This window comes from Delftia sp. Lp-1 (assembly GCF_020523835.1).
GTDB classification, from domain to species: domain Bacteria; phylum Pseudomonadota; class Gammaproteobacteria; order Burkholderiales; family Burkholderiaceae_C; genus Comamonas; species Comamonas acidovorans.
In genome coordinates this window covers 2945869-2967158 of the sequence record NZ_JAJALJ010000001.1, presented here as the reverse complement: position 1 = coordinate 2967158, position 21290 = coordinate 2945869, and the positions used below count along the sequence as shown (strand labels likewise).

Genomic DNA, 21290 nt, shown 5'->3' with positions numbered 1-21290 from the left:
GGTTTTTGGGAGTGACTCGTATTTGCATATGAAAGGCCGGGCGCCCTGCCTGTGCCGGCGATTCGCAATGAGCCTGTCCTCCAGAAAGTCCTTATGTCCGCTCCCAAGTCCTCCCGATTCCGATTCCGCCTCCGTCTCCGCCGCACAGCGGTTTTTCATGCATGTGCAGGCCTGGTGCTGGGCCTGCAACTGCAGTTGGCCGCCGCGCAATCGGTGTCCTTCGACGTGCCGGCCCAGCCGCTGGCCCAGGCGCTGAGCCAGTTTGCGCGCCAGGCGGGGCTGCAGCTCACCTACTCCTCCGAACTGGTGCAGGGCCGGCAGGCCCCGGCGCTCAACGGCAGCCACGATGTGCGCCAGGGCCTGGCGGCATTGCTGCAGGGCAGCGGCCTGCAGGGGCGCATCGAGGGCGGCACGCTGACCCTGCTGCTTGCTGCGGCCCATGCGCCCGGCAACCTGCCGGAGAACGCCCACCGCCTGTCCGAGATCACCGTCACGGCCGGCGACCAGTATGTGAGCCTGCTGCCCGCGCCCTACGCCGGCGGGCAGGTGGCCAAGGGCGTGCGCCTGGGCGTGCTGGGCAATACCGGCAACATGCAGGCGCCGTTCAGCACCACCAGCTACACGTCCGAGGCCGTGCGCAACCAGCAGGCCGGCACCATTGCCGAGGCGGTGAACCGCGACCCTTCCGTGCGCTACACCGTGCTGCCGGGCGGCAACGTGGACAACCTCTATATCCGGGGCTTTCCGATCTGGGAGGGCAACTCGGGCGAGATCGCCTTTGACGGCATCTACGGCATTGCCCCCAACTACCGCGTGCGCACCGAGTACGTGGACCGCATCGAGGTGGTCAAGGGGCCCGGCGCGCTGCTGTTCGGCATGTCGCCCAACGGCTCGGTGGGCGGCGTGATCAACATCGCTCCCAAGCGCGCCAATGAAGATGTGGCGCGGCTGACCACGGGCTGGACTTCGGACAGCCTCTGGCGTGCCCATGCCGACGTGGGCCGGCGCTTTGGCGACGAGGCCCAGTACGGCATCCGCGTCAACGCCAGCAAGTACGGCGGCGATACGTCCATGGACCATCAAAGCACCGACGGCCATGTGCTGGCCGTGGCGCTGGACTACGAGGTGGAGCGCTTCCGTGCCACGCTGGACCTGCTCTCGCAGGACGAGCGCATCGACGGCGTGGGCCGGCCCATCATGCCCACGGGGCTCACCTCCATGCCTGCTGCGCCGGATGGCCGGCGCAACGTGACCCAGCCCTGGGAATGGTCCAAGAACCGCGAGCGCGCCGTGCTGCTGCGCACCGAACTGGACCTCACGCAGCAGCTCACGCTGTTCGCCAACATCGGCCAGTCGCGCGCCGATGTGGACCGCATCTACGACTCGGCCCCGCGCCTGACCAGTGCCGCTGGTGCCACCAGCATCACGCCCACCTACGCGGTGTTCGACGTGGACCGCAGCACCATCGACGCAGGCCTGCGCTCGCGCTTTGCGCTGGCCGGTGTCAAGCATTCGGTCACGCTGCAGCTGGCCAGCTACCGCGAGGATTTTCACCGCGCGCTGCAGGCGGGCTCCACCGTGGCGTCCAACATCTATGCGCCCATTGCCCATGCGCCGCAGAGCATTGCGCGGCCTTCGGCCATTCCGCGCATCCATGACAACCGCAACACCAGCCTGGCCCTGGTGGACACGCTCTCGCTGCTGCAGGACCGGCTGCAACTGTCGCTGGGCCTGCGCCACCAGGCCATCAAGTCCACCAACTACAACGTGCTCACGGGCGGCGCCGCCAATGTCTACGACGAGAGCGTGACCACGCCGGCCGTGGGTGTGGTCTGGCGCCAGGCGCCGAACTGGAGCCTCTACGCCAACTACATCGAAGGCCTGAGCAAGGGCGACATCGCGCCGCCCGCGGCCAGCAACTACGGCGAGGTGCTGCGCCCCTACAAGAGCCGCCAGTACGAAGTGGGCAGCAAGTACGACTTCGGCAGCTTCATGGCCACCGCCGCCCTGTTCAGCATTGAAAAACCCAGCGGCGGCCTGGACCAGGGCGTCTACAAGACCAATGGCGAGCAGCGCAACCTGGGCATGGAGCTGTATGCCTACGGCGAGGCCGCGCGCGGCCTGCGCCTGCTGGGTGGCGTGACCTGGCTCAAGCCCGAGATCACGCGCTCGGCCACGCCTGCGCTGGTGGGCAACCGGCCCATCGGCACCTCGCGCCTGCTGGCCAACCTGGGCGTGGAATGGGATGTGCCCGCCCTTGAGGGCCTGACCCTGGTCGGCGACCTGGCCTACACCGGCGCCCAGTTCGTGGACCAGGCCAACCGCCTGCGCATCCCGGGTTGGACACGCACCGACCTGGGCCTGCGCTACGCCACGCGCATCGCAGGCCGCAAGACCACGCTGCGCGCCACGGTGCAGAACGTGGCCGACCGCAAGGCCTGGGCCGGCGTCACGTCCTGGGGCGCCGTCTCGCCGATGATTCCGCGCACCTTCGTGGTGTCGGCTTCGGTGGATTTCTGAGGCACCGGGCGGCCTAGGCGCCTTCCGCACCTCGGCGAATGGCGGCGCTCTGCGCCGCAGGGGCTCCCTGGCTGTCACGGGCTGCGGCTTTGCGCGCCGGCAGCCATCGGCAGGCAGCCAACGCCGCCAGAACCGCCAGCGCCGCGCAGCCGAAGATGGCCTGCAGCCCGTGGCCCAGCGCGGCGGTGACGGCATCGGCGTGTGCGGCCAGGGGGCTGACCGCAGCCAGCTCCTGTTTCATCAAATGGCTGAGCAGGGCTGCCAGCAAGGCCACGCCGGCGGCGCCGCCCAGGCTGCGCAGCATGACGGGTGCCGCCGTAGCAATGCCCAGGTGCCGGGCCGGCGATACACGCTGCGCCACCACGGTGATGATGGGAAACATCAGCCCCAGTCCCAGGCCCAGCGGCAGCAGTCCTGCGGAAAGGGCCAGCGGCGCCTGCGGCACCCAGTGCAAGGCCGCGGTGATCAGCCCAAACGACAGCAGCATCAGCACGCAGGCCACCCGGGCGAGCGACGCGGCTGGCGTCTGGGCGCGCAGGCGCCGGCCGCTGCCAATGGCCCCTGCCGTGATGCCGGCCATTAGTGGCGCCAAGTGCCAGGCGGAACCGGTAGGCGACAGGTGCAGGCCGATCTGCAGATACTGCGGAAGGAAAACAACGGCCGCATACAGCGCAACGCCCGTGGACAGGGCCAGGAAACTGACTGCCGCGTAGGCCGGGTGGGCAAACAGCGACAGCGGCAGCAGCGGATGGGTGGCGCGGCGCTGGCGCACGAAGAATGCCAGGGCGAACTTGGCGCCCAGGGCCAGCAGCACCCACAGCGACAGCTGCTCTGGCAGATTCAGGTGGCTGTGCTGGGTGGCCAGCAGCAGGCTGACAAGGGCTGCGGCCAGCAACACGGCACCCAGCCAGTCGATGCGCTGGCGGGGCCGGGGCTCGGCGGCGGCCTCCGGCGCAGCCGCCCTGGCGGGCAGCGCCCATGCCAGCACCCCCCAGGCCAGCCCTGCGAGCGGCACATTCAGCCAGAACGCCCAGTGCCAGGACAGATGCTCCACCAGCGCCCCGCCCAGCAGCGGGCCGACCATGGTCGATACGCCATAGGCGGCGCCCAGCAGGCCCTGGTAGCGGGCCCGTTGCTCAGGCGCAAACAGGTCGGCAAGGGTCAGCATCGTCAGCGTCATGAGTCCGCCGCCGCCCGCGCCCTGCAGGGCACGCGCCAACACCAATTGCTGCAGATCATGGCTGGCACCACAGGCCAGGGAGCCGGCCAGGAACAGGCCGATGGCCAGCAGCAGCATGGGCTTTCTGCCCAGCACATCGGCCAGCCGCCCGTACAGCGCAATCACCACGGTGGCCGCCAGCAGATAGGCCGAGAACACCCAGGCCAGCGGCCAATGGCCCGGCAGTTCGCGGGCCATCACGGGCAGGGCGGTCGAAAGAATGGTCTGGTCCAGGGCCGCGAGGACGAGCGTCAGCACGAGCATGGCGAAGCAAAGCCGGGGCAGGTTCCGCCGACCGGGCGGGGAAGTCAGCGAGGTTGTGGGCATGGGCGTCATGGGCGTGCAGCGGCGAGGGCTTGGGTTGAGGCAACGGCCGCCAGTGTCGGGAGCGGTGTGGGTTTTGTACAGTGCAATGTATTGAACGTATGATTTCGCATGGCGAACACATACGACCTCAATCTGCTGATTGCACTGGATGCCTTGCTCAGCACCGGCAGCGTGACGCAGGCGGCCGGGCGCATGCACCTGAGCACTCCCGCCATGAGCCATACGCTGGCACGCATCAGGGAGGCGTTTGGCGATCCCATCCTGGTGCGTGCGGGCCGCAGCCTGGTGCCCACGCCGCGCGCCCTGGCCCTGGCGGAGCCGGTGCGCGCGCTGCTGGCCCAGGCGCGGGCGCTGCAGGACCCTGTCGATGCTGGAGGACTGGCGGGCCTGCGCCGCCGCTTCGTGGTGAGGGCGCCCGAAGGCATTGCCGTCGTCTTCGGTGCCAGCCTCTCGCGTGCGCTGGAAGCGGAAATGCCGCTGGCCAGCCTGCAGTTCCTGCCCGAAACCCATGCCGACCCGGGGGCCCTGCGCGAAGGCCGCATCGACCTGGATGTGGGCAGCTTTCGCAGCATGGACCCGGAAACCGAGAGCCTGGTGATATCGGAGCAGACCTTGGTGGGCGTCGTGCGCGTCGGCCATCCCCTGTTGAAGTCCGCCAGAAAGTCGCAACGGCTGAGCGCCGCGCAGTTCGCCGCCGCGCGCCACGTCGGCATCACCCAGCGCCCGGGCGAAAGCTCGCCCGTGGACGCTGCCCTGGAGGCGCTGGGCCTGCAGCGGCAACTGGCGCTGCTGGTGCCCAGTTCGTTCTCGGCCCTGATTGCGGCTTCCCGCACCGACCTGGTGGCCTGCGTGCCGACACGCACGGCGCATGGCATGGCTGCATCGCTGGGGCTGGTGGTGTTTGCCTTGCCCATCGACGTGCAGGTGCAGCCCATGCGCATGGCCTGGCATCCGCGCCATCAGGCGGATCCCGCGCATCAATGGTTGCGCGATTGCATTCAACGGCAGCTCGATGATCCGCAATGGATCAGGCCTTCCGTGGCGTCGCTGACGGATGGGGCCGGCAGAGGGGTTACCTGAGCCGCGCCGTGGCGGGAGCGGCCCGGTTCTCCCACCATCGGTCTATGCTCGCGGCATGAACGCAAGCAAGACCCTGCTGATCGTCTACCACTCCATGACCGGCGGCACCCGCCAGATGGCCGAGGCCGCGCGCGACGGCGCAGCGGCCGAAGGCCAGGGCGTGCAGGTGCGCCTGCTGCATGCCTCCGAGGCCGGCACCGACGATGTGCTGTCCGCCGACGGCTACCTCTTCGCCACCCCGGAAAACCTGGCCGCCATCAGCGGACAGCTCAAGGACTTCTTCGACCGCAGCTACTACGCGGCGCTGGATCACCTCAATGGCCGGCCCTATGCCAGCCTCATCTGCGCGGGCAGCGACGGCCAGAACGCCGCCCGCCAGATCGCCCGCATCGCCACCGGCTGGCGCCTCAAGCCCGTGGCCGAGCCCCTGATCATCTGCACCCACGCCCAGACCACCGAAGCCATCCTGGCACCCAAGCGGATTGCCGCAGCTGAGCTGGAGCAGTGCCGGGCGTTGGGGGAGGCGATGGGGGCCGGGCTGGCGCTGGGGGTTTTCTGAGGGTTGCCAGCATCTTGGGTGCCCTACATTTCTTGGTGGCTCGGTCGCCCGGTGTGGTTCAGCCGAACAGGCGCGACCAGAATCCGCCTTTTCCACCCACCTGCTGCCGGGCTCCCTGCATGTGGGCGCGTATGCCGAGCAATTGGGCATCGCCCGGATCGTGGCGCAGGGCGATCTCGACCAGTTCAGGCTGAAGGTGCGAGGCCTTGAGCTGGCCCAGGGCCCTGAGGGCGGTGACCTTGTGCGCATGAACGAAGCTCATGCTGCGAACTTCCCATTGCGCTTGCTGTTGCTGCGGCGAAAGCTGCGCATAGCGGCGCTCGGCTTCGGCCACGATGTCGAGGACGTCCTGGTGGTGGCTGGTCTCGTTGAGATAGGCGCATGCGGTCTGCGCGCAGTCCAGATACAGGCCGGTATCAAGCGCGTAGTCCTCCATCAGCAGCAGTGACAGGTCGGTGGCTTGCTTGCGGTCCCCCAGTTGCCGATAGGCATGGCGCAGGTTTTCCAGCAGGGCCTGGAAACAGGTCTGCTGCAGCCCGGCTTCGAGGACGGCTGCCGCCTGCTCGTACTGCTCCTGCGCGTTGTACAGCACGCCCAGGTTGTTGCAGCACATGGCATAGGTGTGGATGTCCAGCGCGGCGGGCGCGGCCTCCTGGCCGTTTGCCGGCGTGCCGGCGCTGGCGAAGCGCTCCAGACAGCGTTCGTAGAGTGTGGTCTGCAGGCGCTCGATTTCCTGCAGGGCCGCTGCATCCGTGTCGGGGCGCTTCCACTTGCCCACGGTCACGCCGGCCGTGTAGTAGTCGGGTGCCGCCGGGCTATCAGCCAACTCGGGATAGGAAAAGATGCTGCGCCAGGGCACGGCATGCTCCATCTCGAAGATGCGGGCTTGCAAGTCCACCTGGGGCTGCAAGGCATGAGACTTGTGGTAGGCGGCCAGCGCGGGCTCGGGTTCGTCCAGCCAATAGTGGGCACTGCCCAAATAGCGGTGTCCATAGGCATTGCCTGGTGACAATGCCAGTGCGCGCTGCGCCCATTCGCCGACTTGGCGTAATGCCGCACTGCGGTCCTCGGTGAATTGGTCACTGGAATCGAGATACACCAGGCACAGCATCAGCCATGACCATTCGCTACCCTGCCCTGATTCGGCAGTGACCTGAATGCTGGTCAAGAGGCTGGCAATAGCTTCGTTGTCCAGATGGCTGAAAACCGTGGTGCCGGACCATAGCGCATGCATGCGCGCGTGGTCGCCCTGGCTGAAGGCATGCATTCCTTGGGAAATCAGTCGGTCCATGGTCTGTTGGGAATATTGTGGGAGGCGCCATCGTATCCGCTGTGCTTGACAGGAGGATGGGGCACCACTCAATCGGAGTGACAAGACGCCCGTGTAGACAATGCCTGAACAACAGGTCAAAGCCCCGTCAACTGCGGCAATGCCTTCTCGCAGGCCTTGCGGCACAGGTAGCGCAGGTCCTGTTCACCATCTTCACTGCGCAGGTAGCCGGCGCCGGCGGCGTTGATATTCCATTCATAGACCTTGCCCGAGCGCAGCAGCCGTCCGCTGAAGCTGCAGGGCAGGATGATGGATTCCTCGTGGAAGCTGCCAGCCGAGACTTGCTTTGCCTTCGCGAAATAGCGGGCCACGTCGGCGGCGTCCAGGCTGACTTTCTCGCAGCCCATGGTCTCGCCCGAGCCTACGGAACGGGTGACCGGACCGATGACGGAAATGGGTGCCGCCTTGGCCGCGTGTTTGGGCGTGGATGTGGAAGTAGATGAGGCCTGCAACGGCGCATGCAGACTCAGCATCACGGCAGCCCAGGCGGCAATGCGCAGGCTGCGAGAGGGATTGTTGGAAAGCGTGCTGGATGGCATGGCTCAGGCTCCCGTGAAGATGTAGCGCAGCAATTGGGCGCCTTCGGTCGCCTCCTTGCGGGCAATGGCGCCGTGGGAGTAGACATCAGACAGCAGTTTGAGCTTGTAGTGGTCCACCAATTGCTGGGTCAGCCATTTGGTCTGGAACAGCTGCGATTGGGTGGGCGCCTCGTAATCCTTGGTCGATGGCAGAAAACGGCCCACCACCTCGATGCCCACGGAGTCGCTGTTGGCCGGATAACGCAACGGATAGGCCTTTGTGTTCTCGTGCGATGACACATTCTTGGCCCGCTTGCTGAAGCTCAGGCCCTTTTGGTGCAGCAGGGCATTGATGTTCTTGAGTTCCGTGGGATCGCAGGTGCTCTCGTTGACGCAGCGCGGCTGCAGGATGCCCACATGCCAGCAGATGCGCTCAAGGCTGGCCGTCTGGTAGATCTTGCCGTCCTTCTCGATCAGAAAGTGCGCCCCCGTCTTTTGGCCGCTCTTGTAGGCATTGAGCACGCTGGCGGCCGTGGACGAGTCAGTGCGGTGTAGCACGATGGAGGTGACGGACAGCAAGGCGCCGTGCTCTATGGACGGATAGGTCTTGACTTCGACGCTTTTGTCTACCATCAATCCTTTTTCGATAGTGGCCAATTATTTCTCCCTCTGTATTCCGGCTGAGTGAATGCGAATGGCTGAAAGCCGGGAGAGCATACGTGGCAGAGGGATATGAATGATTCAAAATGTACAATTCATGCCTGATTGGAAATATCTTGAAACAATTAAGGGGATTTATGAAGTCTTGATGAATGGTGAGCGCATGTGTTCATGGCTTTGCATCGGCCATGAAGTCCCTCACGGCCTTGTACACCAGTCTAATGGGTTTTTATTTCGATGATCATTCCGAAGATAAGCGCAATCCCCAACCCAAAAAGAGTGCCAAGAGAATTCAGGAAAATATATTCAAGATCCGTAGAAAACGGACCATTCATGGAAAAAATCAGAGAAATTCCTAGATATGGAATGGAGCCTGCGATGGCTCCATAAATCGAAAGATTCAATAGTGTCAAACGGTTGTGTTTATTCAGCATGAATATGCCAGGCATACCCAGAATGACGAAGCCTGTATAGCTGCAGGCCCAAATCGGGAAGATCAGCAAGCCGATCCAGCTGTCCCCGCTGATTCTTGCTGCGGCAAGAATTGCCAATATCACTGCGGGGAAAAATGGCGTAGCCAAGCATGCGACAAGCATTCTGGGCGTAATGCAGATAAATGATTGAGTTTGAAACTCATGGGCGTCTGGCCTGACGGAATTGATCCGTTGCGGAATCATTTTTTCCATGATGTAACGGTGGATTCACAGTGGGAAATGGCTGAAAGGAGTGGCCATCGTATTTGCCCTCTGTGAAGTCAGTGAGAAGTGGCTTGGACCGGTAATTCACGACTGGCCCGTGAGCCGGTGCCCCAGCACCGCCACCACAATGCAGCCCATCCCGACCCACTGCGCCGCCGACGGCACGGCGCCAAACCAGACCAGGTCCACCAGCAAGGCCATGGCGGGGTAGACGAAGGACAGTGCCGCAATGGCCGGCGCCGGCAGCCGCTGGAATGCGGCATACATCACCGTGTACATGAAGGCCGTATGGACCAGTCCCAGGGTCAGCACCATGGAGGCGGCCCGCGCTGACAGCAATTGAGGGCTGGCTGCGGCGATATGGGTGAGCAGCGGCAGGGCCCACAGGCTCAGCACCAGTCCGCCCGCCAGCATCTGCAGCATGGCGATCTGGGCCGAGGGCATGTGGCCCAGGCGGCGCGTGGCCACCGTGGTGCCTGCGTAGAGTGCGGCGGCCAGCAGGGCCAGGGCCACGCCTATCCAGGCGCCTGTACCAGCATGCGATGCATCCATGCCGTCCAGCCCGACCAGGCCGCTGCTCAGCGCCACTCCCAGCAGGGCCAGCACCAGCCAGGGCAGCTTGCGGCGTTCGACGGGCTCGCCCTGCAGCGCCGACAGAGCCAGCAGCATGAAGGGCTGCACGTGGTAGACCACGGTGGCCACGGCGATGGAGCTGTAGTGGTAGGCGCTGAAGAGGGCGACCCAGTTCAATACCAGGGCGATGCCGCCCCCGGCCAGCCACAGCCATTCACGGCCTTGAGGGGCGACCCATTCGCGCCGCCATGCCAGCCACAGGCCCAGGCCCAGTGCGCCCAGCACGCAGCGGGCGAATACGACCAGCAGCGGCGGCAGCGCGCTTTCCACGACGAGCAGGCCGATGGTGCCCGACAGCGCCATGGCCAGCAGCATGCGCCAGGTGCCGCCCTGGCTGGTTCGGGGCCGTGTGGGTGAGGTTGCAGAGGTGAGGCTGGGGCTGTGGGACATGGTGTGGATTCCTGGGCGCGCTTCGGTATGGAGCGCATGGCCGTATCTTGCGGACCCTGCAATCAATCAACAATCCACCAGTCACTCAAATTAATATTGCCTGCCATGCAACAAAGACCGGAGTAGCGCCTTGCCCGATACCGCCATGCCCCTGGATGAAATGCTGGTCTTCGCCCGCGTTGTGGAGCACCAGAGCTTTGCGGGCGCGGCCCGGCAATTGGGGCTGACGACTTCGGCCGTGAGCCGCAGCGTGGGGCGGCTGGAGGCGCACTTCGGGCTGCGGCTGCTGCAGCGCACCACGCGCTCGCTGTCGCTGACCGAGGCGGGAGCCGAGATCCACCAGGCCTGCCTGCGGCTGGTGGCGGATGCCCAGGCCGTGCAGGCGCTGGCCGGCCAGCTGCGCCAGCAGCCGCGCGGGCTGCTGAAGATCAGCGCGCCGGCCGTGCTGGGCGATCTCTGGCTGTCACCACTGCTGCCGGGCTTTTGCGCGCGCTGGCCCGAGGTGCAGGTGCAGGTGGACATGACGGACCGCATGGTGGACCTGGTGGCCGAGGGGCTGGACCTGGGCCTGCGCATCAGCGTGCCGGGCCAGATCGCGCCGGGGCTGGTGGCGCGGCCGCTCAAGACCATCCGCTATGTGCTGGTGGCCACGCCCGGCTATCTGGCGCGGCATGCGCAGATCATGGAGCCCGGGCAACTGCTGGCGCATCCCTTCATCAGCCTGGGCTACGGGCAGTTCCAGAACGAGGTGGAATTGCGCCCGCTCCACCCTGCGGCCGCGCCCGCCATGCGGCTGCTGGTGAATACGCCCATCACCATTGCCAGCAGCCTGGGCATCATCCACGCGCTGCAGCAGGGGCCGGGCATAGGCGTGGTGGCCGACTTTGCCGCGCAGGCGGCGCTGCAGGCCGGGCAGCTGGCGCCCGTGCTGCCGGGCTGGGCGCTGTGTGGCAAGTACGCGCCGCGCGTGGTGCATGCGGTCTATGCGCCCACGCGCCATGTGCCGCTGAAGCTGCGGGCGCTGATCGACTACCTGGTCGAGGTGGAGAGTGAGGGCGCCGCGGCCTCCACCACCTAACCCATGCGCCTTCGCAGCGCCGCGCTGGCCCAGTCCACAGCCACGGACAGCGCCAGCATGGCGATGATGACGGTGCTGGCCTGGGCGTAGTGGAACAGCGACAGCTCGAAGTACAGCAGCTGCCCCAGCCCGCCCGCGCCCACGAAGCCCAGGATGGCGGCCATGCGGATGTTCATCTCCCAGCGGTACAACGTATAGGCCAGCAACTGCGGCGCGGCGCCGGGCAGCGTCGCGTAGAGGAAGGCCATGGCGCGGCCGCTGCCGGACAGGCGCAGCGCTTGGGTGGGGGCGGTGGGCTGGTTCTGCAGGGCCTCGGCATACAGGCGCCCCAGCACGCCCGCCGTGTGCAGCGCCAGCGCCAGCGCGCCTGCGAACGGGCCCAGGCCCACGGCCAGGGCGGTGATGGTGGCCCAGACCAGCTCGGGCACGGAACGCAGCACGTTGAGCACCAGGCTCCAGGGAGCGCGCCAGCGCGGCAACGCCAGCAGCAGGCCCAGCACGGCCGCCAGCAAGGTGCCGACTACGGAGATGGCCAGCGTCTCCCACACGCCCACGGCCACCTTGCGCAGCCATTCGGCGCTGGTGTCGGGCGGGAAGAAGCTGATGACGAATTCCAGCATGGACCGGCCCGCCGCGCCGGTGAACAGCGAGGGCAGGTCCATCTCCAGCATGGCAAAGCTGGAGGCCACGCCCAGCGCCAGGGCGGCGCAGGCGAGGGCGCTGCGCCAGCCCCAGGTGCTGGCACGCGCGGCGGGTGGCGTGTCCAGCGCGCGGCGCAGGCCGCGCGAGAGCAGGTCGGCGCCCCAGACCAGCAGCATGAAGGTCAGCAAGATGGTGGAGGCCTCGCCGCCGTTGAGCATCTTCATGGCCTGGTCCATGAGCTGGCCCAGGCCGCCCGCGCCCACAAAGCCCATGACCACCGAGGCGCGTATGGCGCACTCCCAGCGGTAGACGGTGTACGAGGTCAGCTCGCGCGCGGCCTGGGGCAGCAGGCCGTAGAGCATGGCCAGCGGCCGGCGCGCGCCCGCCTGCGCCAGGGCACGTGCGGGAGCGGGGTCGGCCGATTCCAGGATTTCCGCATAGACCTTGGCCAGCATGCCGCCATAGGTCAGGCCCAGGGCCAGCACGCCAGCGGCCGGCCCCAGGCCGAAGACGCGCACGAAGACCAGGGCCCAGACCAGCTCGGGCACGCCGCGCAGGATGGTGAGCAGGCCGCGCGTGACGGGGTTGAGCGCCCGCCGCTCGCGCGCGGCGCCCGTGACCAGGTAGGCCAGCGGCACGGCCAGCACAAAGGCCAGGGCCATGCCGGCCGTGGCAATGGCCAGGGTCTCCAGCGTGGCGCGGCCCAGGTAGCCGAGGAAGTCGCGCCCGGTCTCGGGCGGAAGAAACGTGGCCAGAAAGCGGCCGATGACCTGCAGGTTGCCGGGATCGAACAGCGCGCCCAGGCTGAATCCCGCGCCCTGGAACAGCGGCCACAGAACGACGGCGGCCAGCATCAGGGCGCCGAGGCGGCGGGGCGCGGCGGGATCACGCAGCGCGTGCAGATCGGAACTCAACGGCATGCGGATGCGGACAGCGGTGCGGCAAAGGCGGCGGGCGCGGGTGTCCACGCAGGGCGGGAGGGATCATCGCCAGGAAGCTCGGACCCATACAGCGCACGCAGGTGTTCCTGCGTGACTTCAGCCGCCGGCAGGTCGAAGGCGATGGCGCCATCGCGGATGCCCACGATGCGCGCAAAGCAGGCCAGCGCCAGGTCCACGGCATGCAGGCTGGCGACCAGGGTGGCACCGCGCGCGGCCGCTTCGTGCACCAGCAGTTGCACGGTGGACAGGGCCAGGGCTGGGTCCAGCGCGGCCACGGGCTCGTCGGCCAGGATGAGCTCGGCCTGCTGGTAGAGCACGCGGGCAATGCCCACGCGCTGCAGCTGCCCGCCAGAGAGCTGGTCGCAGCGCGCGAACAGCTTGTCTGCCAGCTGCACGCGGGCCAGGGCCTCGCATGCGCCAGCGGTGTCCTGTGGGTACAGCAGCGAAGCCAGCGCCTTCCAGGCCGGCCACCGGCCCAGCCGCCCGGCCAGCACGGCCGTGACCACGCGCTGGCGCGGCGGTATGGGCGGCGCCTGGTGCACCGTGCCGATGCGCGCGCGCAGCAGCCGGGGAGCACCTGCGCTGGACGCAGGCACCTCGTCGCCCAGCACGCTGCGCCGGCCCTGGCTGGGCGCCAGCGCCGTGCCGATGACGGACAGCAGCGTGGTCTTGCCCGCGCCCGAGGGGCCGATCAGCGCAATGGCCTCGCCCTGGCGTGCGGCCAGCGTCACGCCGCGCAGCGCAATGCCGCCGCCGGCGTGGGTCAGGCCCACGCCTTCCAGTTCAAAGCTCATGGATTGCGCCTGCTGCGGCCTACTTGAGCAGGCCGGCCGACCTGGCGGCAGCCTCGATGCCTTCGTAGTTCGAGGCCTGGGTGGGCACGAAGCGCGCGGCGCGCTGCAGCTCCAGGATGGCCTTGTGCTCGGGCTTGGCCGGGTCCAGCGCCAGGAAGGCGTCGGTCAGCTTCTTGACCAGGGCCGGGTCCAGGTCGCCGCGCACGGTCCAGTTGTAGTCGAAGTAGGGCGGTGTAGTGGCGAACACGCGCACCTTGCTGGTATCGACCTTTTTGCTCTCCACCAGCTTGTCCCAGACCGATGCGTTGAGCACGCCGGCCTCGGCCTTGCCTGCGGCCACGAAGGCCACGGTGGCGTCATGCGCGCCGGAGAAGGCCACGGTCTTGAAGTCCTTCTCGGGGTTGATGCCGTCCTGCTGCAGGAAAAAGCGCGGCATCAGGCTGCCCGAGGTGGACGAGGGCGCGCCAAAGGCAAAGCTCTTGCCCTTGAGGTCGGCCAGGGTCTTGATGGCGGGGTTGGCCGTGATGAACTTGGAGGTGAACTTGGCGTCTTCCTCGCGCTGCACGATGGGGATGGCCGTGCCGTTGGTGCGGATCTTGGCCTGCACGAAGGTGAAGCCGCCCAGCCATGCCAAGTCCAGCTTGCGCGTGGCCAGCGACTCGACCACGGCGGCGTAGTCGGTCACGGGCGTGAACACCACCTTCATGCCGGTCTGGGCCGAGAGGTACTTGCCCAGCGGCTCGAACTTGCGCTGCAGCTCGGTGGGAGCTTCATCCGGGATGGCCGAGACGCGCAGCACGGCGGGTTCGGCGGCCAGCGCAGGCAGGCTGGACAAGGTAGAGGCGGCCAGCACGCAGGCAGCCGCCTGGCGCAGCGCCGAGCGGCGCGCAGGAATGTGGTTCATGGATGGGCTCCGTTCAATCAGCCACCGCCGTCCGGATACACGGCGGTTTAATAAGGCGCCCGGGATGACCGGGCACCGAAGGTACAAGGGCGGTACACCGACCGCTGAGGCTGCATTGTAGGGAGCGGGCTTTTCCGTTGGGGAGCGTCAGATATGGGACCGCAGCAAGCTTCAGCGGCTCCGCAGTTCCGTCTACTGTAGGCGCAGAGTGAACTGGACTTCTCCTGGATACCCCATGCAGGACGTTTGCGACCGGCTGGTGACAGGGTGGCCTGGAATGCCAACGGCGTCCCTGTCGAAATGCTCCGGCACATAGAGTTTTTTATCGAGATTGAGCCGCTTGATCGAAGCAAGACGCTCCAGCGAAAACAGGTTGGCGCTCGTGGCAAGTCTGATATCGGTCCAGAGCCGCTGCAGGGCAGGCTCTGCCAAGGTGTTGTTGCCGGTGGCGCGCGCCGTCAGAAATCCCTCGGGAAACGCTCGTTCGTAGTGTCCAACCCGGCTGTTTGATCGAGCGGGAAGACGGGCAAGAAAGGGTTCTGCCAGTGCTAGAGGGTCAATCCAGGTCGCCTGGGACCCCGCAGCGAAGGCTGTCATTCCTATGTTGCATTTTGCGTAGACGGCGGGGGGCTGTTTGCGCAGCTTGTCGCCTTCGACAAACCATGGATGAAGCTTCCAAGAGTGATGCTCCAAGACGCGGCGCATACCAAGCTCCTGGTAGTAGAACCCTCGCTCATTGGCAATTCCAGAGGGCATAACGAACCGTTGCTGATAGCTGATCGGCGAGAGGACGGTGGCATGCAGGGCGCCCGTGGACGCCACCAGCAACAGGGCCCATGTGACGGTGTAGAGAGAAGACAGCCCCACTGTGCCGAGCACAAGAATCGAGAAAACCAATGGTCCTGCCAAGAAGCGTCCGGCCATGTAGTCGCCGCCCACATAAACGAGATAGCCAAACCAGAGCGCAATGCCTGCTGCGATGGGGCGCAGGGCGGCACGCGTGAGGCCAAAGCCCAGCCCAGCCAGAATGGTGACCAAGGTAGGTAGGTCGTATTCATACGCATGGACTACAAGATTCCAGGCCTGCTGTGCTGACTGGGCGGCCGTCAGACCATTCAATACCTTGGCGATGGCGGTGTTGGGTACTGGTGAACCGAAATAGAAGAGGGAGAACAACGTCCACAAAACGGCCGGTAACAGGCCAGGCAAAAACTGCCTTACCAGAACAGCAGGCTTGTCGCGGCTGGCGGCCAGGCTGGCGACAAGCGCAGGCGCCACAAGAACGACGGCATCGGGACGGTTCAGAAAAAGCAGTGCCGACAGCGCGCTCAGGCGCAGCACGCGGTGCGGATGTTCGGTTTTCCAGGCGATGAAGAAAAGAACCAGCAGAACATGTGTCAGCGGATTTTCCAGCCCTGAGGACGAGTAGTCGACAAATGCCTGGCACCACAGCAAGGTCGAAAGCGCGAGCAGGCTGCGCAGATGGGGACCGCCCATGGCCTTGAGGCACAAGAGACAGAAGACCAGCAGGAGCGCGGCACTCAGCCCGATCGAAGACCAATATGGATCACTGCTGAGCCATACCAGGGGGCTCAGGAGAAACATCCACAAGGGATGGGTGAAGACCTGAACTCTTTCATCGATGTTCCACCTCAGGCCATGGCCGGCAATCCAGTTGTCGATGACGCGAAACGTGATGAAGGCGTCTTCGGCAACCCATGCCGTCTGATAGAACGCCAGGAAGAAGGCGAGGAGCAACAGCGTGGCAGCCATCCAGCGCGTTCGGAGACTCAGTGCGGGTGTCATGCCAGTACGTTAGCAGAGGGGGCTGGTTACGGGCTGGCCCCGTGGAGTGGTCCAGGGGAGAAAGCAACAGCCTTCTCCCGCTTTTTTCAACAGCTGATCAAACCGCCAGCGCGCGCATCTCGGCGATCAGGTCGGCCTTGCCCTCGAAGCCTATGCCCGGCAGCGGCGGCAGGGTGACGTGGCCGTTGTCCACCTTTACGCCGTCGGGGAAGCCGCCATAGGGTTGGAACAGGTCGGGGTAGCTTTCGTTGCCGCCCAGGCCCAGGCCGGCGGCAATGGCCAGCGACATCTGGTGGCCGCCGTGCGGAATGCAGCGGCTGGGCGACCAGCCATGGGCCTTGAGCATGTCCAGCGTGCTCAGGTACTCGACCAGGCCGTAGCTGAGCGCGCAGTCGAACTGCAGCCAGTCGCGGTCCGGGCGCATGCCGCCGTGGCGGATCAGGTTGCGCGCGTCCTGCATGGAAAACAGGTTCTCGCCCGTGGCCATGGGGCCCTGGTAGACCTCGCCCAGGCGGGCCTGCAGTTCGTAGTCCAGCGGGTCGCCGGCTTCCTCGTACCAGAACAGCGGGTACTGGCCAAGGGCGCGGCCATAGTCGAGCGCGGTGGCCAGGTCGAAGCGGCCGTTGGCATCAACGGCCAGCTGCTGGCCCGGGCCCAGAATTTTGAGCACGGACTCGATGCGCTCGCAGTCCTCTGCCAGCGAGGCGCCGCCGATCTTCATCTTCACCACCGAGTAGCCGCGCTCCAGGTAGCTTTCCATCTCGCGGCGCAGGCCGTCCAGGCCCTTGCCGGGGTAGTAGTAGCCGCCAGCGGCATAGACGAAGACGCGCGGGTTGGGCGTGCCGCTGCCGTAGCGCTCGGCCAGCAGCTGGTACAGGGGCTTGCCCGCTATTTTTGCCGTGGCGTCCCAGACGGCCATGTCGATGGTGCCCACGGCCACCGATCGCTCGCCGTGGCCGCCGGGTTTTTCATTGATCATCATGCGCGCCCAGATCCTGTGCGGGTCCAGGTTGTCGCCGCTGTCGTCCAGCAGGCTGCCAGGCTCTGCTTCCAGCACGCGCGGGATGAAGCGCTCGCGCATCAGCGCGCCCTGGCCGTAGCGGCCGTTGGAGTTGAAGCCGTAGCCGATGACGGGGCGGCCGTCGCGGATCACGTCCGTGACCACGGCCACCAGGCTGAGCGTCATCTTCGAGAAATCGATGTAGGCGTTGCGGATGTCCGATTTGATGGGACGGGTGGATTCGAGGATGTTGACGATTTTCATGGTGCTTGCGGATGAAGGATGGGTGTCAGGGTGGGCTCAGCGCGGCAGCGACGAGCCGCCGCAGATGGCGATGTCCTGCCCCGTGATGGCGGCGGCTTGCGGCGACAGCAGGTAGCCGACCAGGGCGGCGATCTCGGCCGGCTCTATCAGCCGGCCCAGCGGCGGCAGGCGCGGCGCGCTGCCGGCACGGGCGGGGTCGCCCAGCATGGCGGAGGCCGTGGCAGCCGGGGAGACCACGTTCACCGTCACGCCCTGGCCAGCGACTTCGGCGGCCCAGCTGCGTGCCAGCGCAATCAGCGCGGCCTTGGTGGCCGCGTACTGCCCGCGCCCGGGCATGCCCTGGGCCACGCGGCTGCCGATGAAGACCACGCGCCCGCCGCCGCGCGCGGCCATGCCGGGCACGATGGCGTCGGCCAGCCGCGTGGCGGCATCCACATGCAGGCGCCACATGAGCTCGCCGCCCGCGTGGTCCAGCAGGCCCAGCGGCCCCACGCGCAGCACGCCTGCGGCATGGACCAGGGCATCGGGGGCGGGCCGGTCCTGGTTGGCCTGGGCCGCCTGCGCAACGGCAAGGCCGTCGCACAGGTCCACGCGCAGCGGGTGGAAGGCTTCATGCGCCAGGCTGGCCGGCGCCAGGTCCAGGCCGGTCACGCGCCAGCCTGCATCCAGCAGCGACTGGGCAATGGCGCGGCCTATGCCGCTGCTGCTGCCGGTGACCACGGCGTGGCGCAGTTCATTCGACACGGATGTTCCCCTCGGTCACGATCTTCTGGGCGCGCTCCATGTCGCTGGCCTGGAACCTGGCGAAGTCCTCCACGCTGCCCGGCGACAGCAGCAGGCCCTGCTCGCGCAGCTTGTCCTTGAGATCGCCCGCCAGCGCCTTGTTGACCTCGGTGTTGAGCCTTTTGATGATGTCGGCCGGCACCTTGGCCGGCGCCCACAGGCCGTACCAGCTGTAGAACTCGTAGCCGGCAATGGTCTCGCCCACCGTGGGCACATCGGGCAGGCTGGGTGCGCGCTGGGCCGAGGTGACCGCCACCACGCGCAGCATGCCGCCCTTGTGGTACTGCAGGGAGCCCAGGATGGGGTCGATGAAGCCGTCGATCTGGCCGCCGATCAGGTCCTGGAAGGCGGGGGCCGTGCCCTTGTAGGGGACGATGAGGTAGTCCAGCTGGCCCGCGCGCTTGAGCAGTTCGGTGGACAGGTGGCCTGCCGAGCCGATGGAGCCCACGGCAAAGGTCATCTTGCCCGGATGGGACTTGGCATAGGCCATCAGCGACTTGATGTCGGTGATGGGCAGGTTCTTGTTGATGGCCACCGACAGCGGCGCCTTGGCCACCAGGGCCACGGGTGAGAAGTCCCGGTTGACCTGGTAGGGCACGGTCTTCATGGTCATGGGCGCCGTGGTGAAGGTGGAGGCGTTGAACAGCAGCGTGTAGCCGTCCGCCGGGGCCTTGGCCACGATGTCGCCGCCGATCACGCCGTTGCCGCCGGGCCGGTTGTCGATGATGAATTGCTGGCCCGTCTGCTCGCCCAGCTTCTGCGCCAGTTGCCGGCCCACGGCGTCCAGCGTGCCGCCGGGCGGGAAGGGAATGACCACGCGCACGGGCTTGGCAGGCCAGGCCTGGGCACCGGCCGGGCCGGCCAGTGCCAGCAGGGCGGCGCCTGCGGCAGCACCCAGGGCCGCGCGGAGGAAATGATGGCGTTGCATGGTGTCTTGTCTCCTGTCGTGCTTTTGTTGTTGTCCGAAGGGGCCGCGCAGCTCGGGCCGGGCCAGGCTGGTTGCGCGGCAAGAGCCTGTGTGTCTGTATGTGGCCCGTGGCCTGTGGCCTGCGTTCAGCGCTTGAGCAGCCCGGCCTGCGCCACGGCAGCGCGCAGGGCTTGCAGTTCCTGGGCGTTGGGCGCCTCGGTGGGCGGGCGCACGGTGGCGTCGTCGATCACGCCGGCCAGGTACATGCCGCCCTTCATGCGGGCGTGGGCCTCGCCCGTGGGCTCGCCGCCGCCGTAGACGGCGTCCTTGAGCGGCGTGATCACGGCCTGCACCGCTATGGCTTTCTTCAGGTCGCCGGCCTTGACGGCATTCCACAGGTCGATGATGAGCTGGGGGATGAAGGTGGCGAAGCCGACCAGGGCGCCGTCCACGCCCTGGACCATGGAGGCCAGCAGGTACTCGTCATGGCAGGTCAGGATGGCCTTGGCGGGATTGGCCTCGCGGATGGCCTGGATGTCGCGGGCGTACTTGTTCATGTCGCGCTGGCCCACCTTGAAGGCCTGCACGTAGGGCAGGCGCGCCAGCTCGGCCAGCAGCTGCGAGGAGTAGGAGGCACGCGTCCAGGCCGGGTAGACGTGGCAGACCAGGTCCAGGTCCGGCGCGGCGCGGTGGATGGCCTCGAAGTACTGCAGCGCATGGCCGGGCGTGAAGCCGAAGCGCAGCCAGTGGTGGGGCGGCATCACATCCAGCGCCACCGCGCCTGCGGCCTGGGCGGCACGCGCATGCTCGGCCGCATCGGCCAGGCCTTCGCAGACGATGGAGGAGATCACGGGCAGCCGGCCCCGCAGCTCGTCGGCCACGATGCGCGTGACCTCGGCGCGTTCGGCCGGCGTCAGTGCGAACACCTCGCCCGTATGGCCGTTGGTCATCACGGCGACCACGCCCTCATGGCCTGCCAGCCACGATGCCAGCTTGCGCAGCGCGGGCTCGTCGATGCGGTGGTCGGGTGTGAAGGGGCAGGAAATGGCGGGAATGATGCCGCGATAATTCGAGATGGAAGGCATGAGGCTTGTCTCCGTTTTGGGATGGGTGTGAACGACGGATGGATCATTTCCCGCCGCGCCCGCACGGTCCAATACTCGAATCGCATACATCTATCCATCCGAGAACCACAACGACTGGAGACCATGGGACCTGGCAATCGCCCCCTTGACATGGAGTGGCTGGAAGACTTTCTGGCCCTGGCCGAAAGCGGCAACTTCTCGCGCGCGGCAGAGGCCCGCTCCATCGCCCAGCCCGCCTTCAGCCGGCACATCCGCGCGCTGGAGGAATGGGTGGGTGCCGAGCTGTTCGACCGCAGCGCGCATCCGGCCGCGCTCACCGCCGCAGGCCAGCGCTTCCAGCCCTTGCTGGAGGATGTGCTGGCCAAGCTGGAGGCGGCGCGCATCAAGGCCCGCGCCGCGCACGACCAGGCCGCCGCCAGCCTGCGCTTTGCGGCCACCCACGTGCTGTCACTGACCTTTTTCCCGCGATGGCTGGGCACGCTGGAGTCGCAGTTGCGGCTGGGGCCGATACAGACCATCTCGGACAGCTTTCACGCCTGCGAGGACCAGGCGCTGCAGCGGCGCGTGCAGTTCGTGCTGTGCCACGGCCATGCCGAGGTGCCGGGCCGGCTGGACGAGGCCGGCTACCCCATGCTGCAGCTGTCCGAAGACATGCTGCTGCCCGTGTCCGCGCCTTGGCCGGACGCGCCGGGCCGCGCGCTGCATGCCATAGACGCCGGGTCCGCAACGGGCGGCGGCCAGCCCCTGCCGCTGGCCGTGCTGGCCTACAGCGAGGCCTCGGGCCTGGGGCGCATCATGCGTTCGCGCCTGCGCGGGCTGTTTGGCGCAGGCGGCGCCGGCACGGCGGGCGAGGGCGATGGCCGGCCCCAGCTGCCCCAGGGCGCGCAGACCGTGTTCACCGCCCACCATGCGGCCCTGCTCAAGGCCATGGCGCTGGAGGGGCGCGGCGTGGCCTGGCTGCCGCGCAGCCTCATCGTGGACGAGCTGCGCAGCGGCGCGCTGGTGCTGGCGGGCGGCCATGCCTGGTCCGTGCCCGTGGAGATCCGCCTGTACCGCCAGCGCGCCGACATGGCCGATGCCGCTGAGGCGCTGTGGACCGTGGCCTGCAGCCAGCCGCGCATGAGCGCCGAGCCCGCGCGGTGCTGATCGTCC

The 21290-nt window shown here is 67.0% G+C and carries 19 protein-coding genes; 5 read left to right on the top strand and 14 right to left on the bottom strand.

What is annotated here, in order from left to right; translation table 11 throughout:
* The first annotated feature begins 174 nt into the window (after window positions 1-174).
* Window positions 175-2520 carry a TonB-dependent siderophore receptor gene (locus LGR64_RS13330; RefSeq protein ID WP_230355708.1) on the top strand — a complete coding sequence of 782 codons (2346 nt, stop codon included), beginning with the start codon at window positions 175-177 and terminating at the stop codon, window positions 2518-2520.
* A 13-nt stretch (window positions 2521-2533) separates the two neighbouring features.
* Here LGR64_RS13330 and LGR64_RS13325 read toward each other — a convergent pair whose 3' ends face one another.
* A complete protein-coding gene (locus LGR64_RS13325; RefSeq protein ID WP_268868949.1) occupies window positions 2534-4066 on the bottom strand; it encodes an MFS transporter in 1533 nt (510 codons plus the stop codon).
* 108 nt (window positions 4067-4174) lie between these two features.
* On the opposite strand from LGR64_RS13325, the gene LGR64_RS13320 reads away from it, so the two are divergent.
* Window positions 4175-5146: a LysR family transcriptional regulator gene (locus LGR64_RS13320; RefSeq protein ID WP_230355704.1), complete on the top strand. Its 972-nt coding sequence runs from the start codon at window positions 4175-4177 to the stop codon at window positions 5144-5146.
* A 55-nt stretch (window positions 5147-5201) separates the two neighbouring features.
* On the top strand, window positions 5202-5705 hold the full coding sequence (locus LGR64_RS13315) for a flavodoxin family protein (protein WP_230355702.1): 504 nt from the start codon (window positions 5202-5204) through the stop codon (window positions 5703-5705).
* Between the two features lie 58 nt (window positions 5706-5763).
* Here LGR64_RS13315 and LGR64_RS13310 read toward each other — a convergent pair whose 3' ends face one another.
* The 5 genes from LGR64_RS13310 to LGR64_RS13290 all read right to left on the bottom strand — a co-directional run bounded on the left by LGR64_RS13310 (window position 5764) and on the right by LGR64_RS13290 (window position 9934).
* Window positions 5764-6996 (bottom strand): hypothetical protein, encoded by a 1233-nt coding sequence (locus tag LGR64_RS13310; RefSeq protein ID WP_230355700.1) that lies wholly within the window; start codon window positions 6994-6996, stop codon window positions 5764-5766.
* Window positions 6997-7112: 116 nt separating this feature from the next.
* On the bottom strand, window positions 7113-7574 hold the full coding sequence (locus tag LGR64_RS13305; protein WP_230355698.1) for a hypothetical protein: 462 nt from the start codon (window positions 7572-7574) through the stop codon (window positions 7113-7115).
* A gap of 3 nt (window positions 7575-7577) precedes the next feature.
* Window positions 7578-8186 (bottom strand): peptidoglycan recognition protein family protein, encoded by a 609-nt coding sequence (locus LGR64_RS13300; RefSeq protein ID WP_016446773.1) that lies wholly within the window; start codon window positions 8184-8186, stop codon window positions 7578-7580.
* Window positions 8187-8431: 245 nt separating this feature from the next.
* A complete protein-coding gene (locus tag LGR64_RS13295) occupies window positions 8432-8899 on the bottom strand; it encodes a hypothetical protein (protein ID WP_230355697.1) in 468 nt (155 codons plus the stop codon).
* A gap of 96 nt (window positions 8900-8995) precedes the next feature.
* Entirely contained in the window at window positions 8996-9934 is a 939-nt protein-coding gene (locus tag LGR64_RS13290; protein ID WP_230355694.1) for a DMT family transporter, read from the bottom strand.
* A gap of 145 nt (window positions 9935-10079) precedes the next feature.
* Here LGR64_RS13290 and LGR64_RS13285 point away from each other — a divergent pair, with 145 nt between their 5' ends.
* The gene (locus tag LGR64_RS13285) at window positions 10080-11012 is read left to right on the top strand and encodes a LysR family transcriptional regulator (RefSeq protein ID WP_141836202.1); all 933 of its coding nucleotides are present in this window, start codon (window positions 10080-10082) and stop codon (window positions 11010-11012) included.
* Here the strand turns inward: LGR64_RS13285 and LGR64_RS13280 are convergent.
* The 8 genes from LGR64_RS13280 to LGR64_RS13245 form a co-directional block, all read right to left on the bottom strand.
* Window positions 11009-12574 (bottom strand): PhnE/PtxC family ABC transporter permease, encoded by a 1566-nt coding sequence (locus LGR64_RS13280; protein WP_141835926.1) that lies wholly within the window; start codon window positions 12572-12574, stop codon window positions 11009-11011. The two genes, LGR64_RS13285 and LGR64_RS13280, sit on opposite strands and share 4 nt — an antisense overlap.
* Window positions 12565-13389, bottom strand: a complete 825-nt coding sequence (locus tag LGR64_RS13275) for a phosphonate ABC transporter ATP-binding protein (RefSeq protein WP_141835929.1) — start codon at window positions 13387-13389, stop codon at window positions 12565-12567. The genes LGR64_RS13280 and LGR64_RS13275 overlap by 10 nt, the downstream gene beginning before the upstream one ends.
* Window positions 13390-13408: 19 nt before the next feature.
* Window positions 13409-14293, bottom strand: coding sequence for a putative selenate ABC transporter substrate-binding protein (locus tag LGR64_RS13270; protein WP_141835932.1), 885 nt, complete (start codon window positions 14291-14293; stop codon window positions 13409-13411).
* 192 nt (window positions 14294-14485) lie between these two features.
* Window positions 14486-16099: a hypothetical protein gene (locus LGR64_RS13265; protein ID WP_185751017.1), complete on the bottom strand. Its 1614-nt coding sequence runs from the start codon at window positions 16097-16099 to the stop codon at window positions 14486-14488.
* A 97-nt stretch (window positions 16100-16196) separates the two neighbouring features.
* Entirely contained in the window at window positions 16197-17363 is a 1167-nt protein-coding gene (locus LGR64_RS13260) for a mandelate racemase/muconate lactonizing enzyme family protein (RefSeq protein WP_141835938.1), read from the bottom strand.
* 36 nt (window positions 17364-17399) lie between these two features.
* Window positions 17400-18107: an SDR family NAD(P)-dependent oxidoreductase gene (locus LGR64_RS13255; RefSeq protein ID WP_141835941.1), complete on the bottom strand. Its 708-nt coding sequence runs from the start codon at window positions 18105-18107 to the stop codon at window positions 17400-17402.
* The gene (locus LGR64_RS13250) at window positions 18097-19074 is read right to left on the bottom strand and encodes a Bug family tripartite tricarboxylate transporter substrate binding protein (RefSeq protein WP_230355692.1); all 978 of its coding nucleotides are present in this window, start codon (window positions 19072-19074) and stop codon (window positions 18097-18099) included. Before LGR64_RS13250 ends, LGR64_RS13255 begins: the two co-directional genes overlap by 11 nt.
* A 125-nt stretch (window positions 19075-19199) precedes the next feature.
* Window positions 19200-20138, bottom strand: a complete 939-nt coding sequence (locus LGR64_RS13245) for a dihydrodipicolinate synthase family protein (protein WP_063326346.1) — start codon at window positions 20136-20138, stop codon at window positions 19200-19202.
* Between the two features lie 123 nt (window positions 20139-20261).
* On the opposite strand from LGR64_RS13245, the gene LGR64_RS13240 reads away from it, so the two are divergent.
* Window positions 20262-21284: a LysR family transcriptional regulator gene (locus tag LGR64_RS13240; protein WP_141835944.1), complete on the top strand. Its 1023-nt coding sequence runs from the start codon at window positions 20262-20264 to the stop codon at window positions 21282-21284.
* Window positions 21285-21290 lie beyond the last annotated feature (6 nt).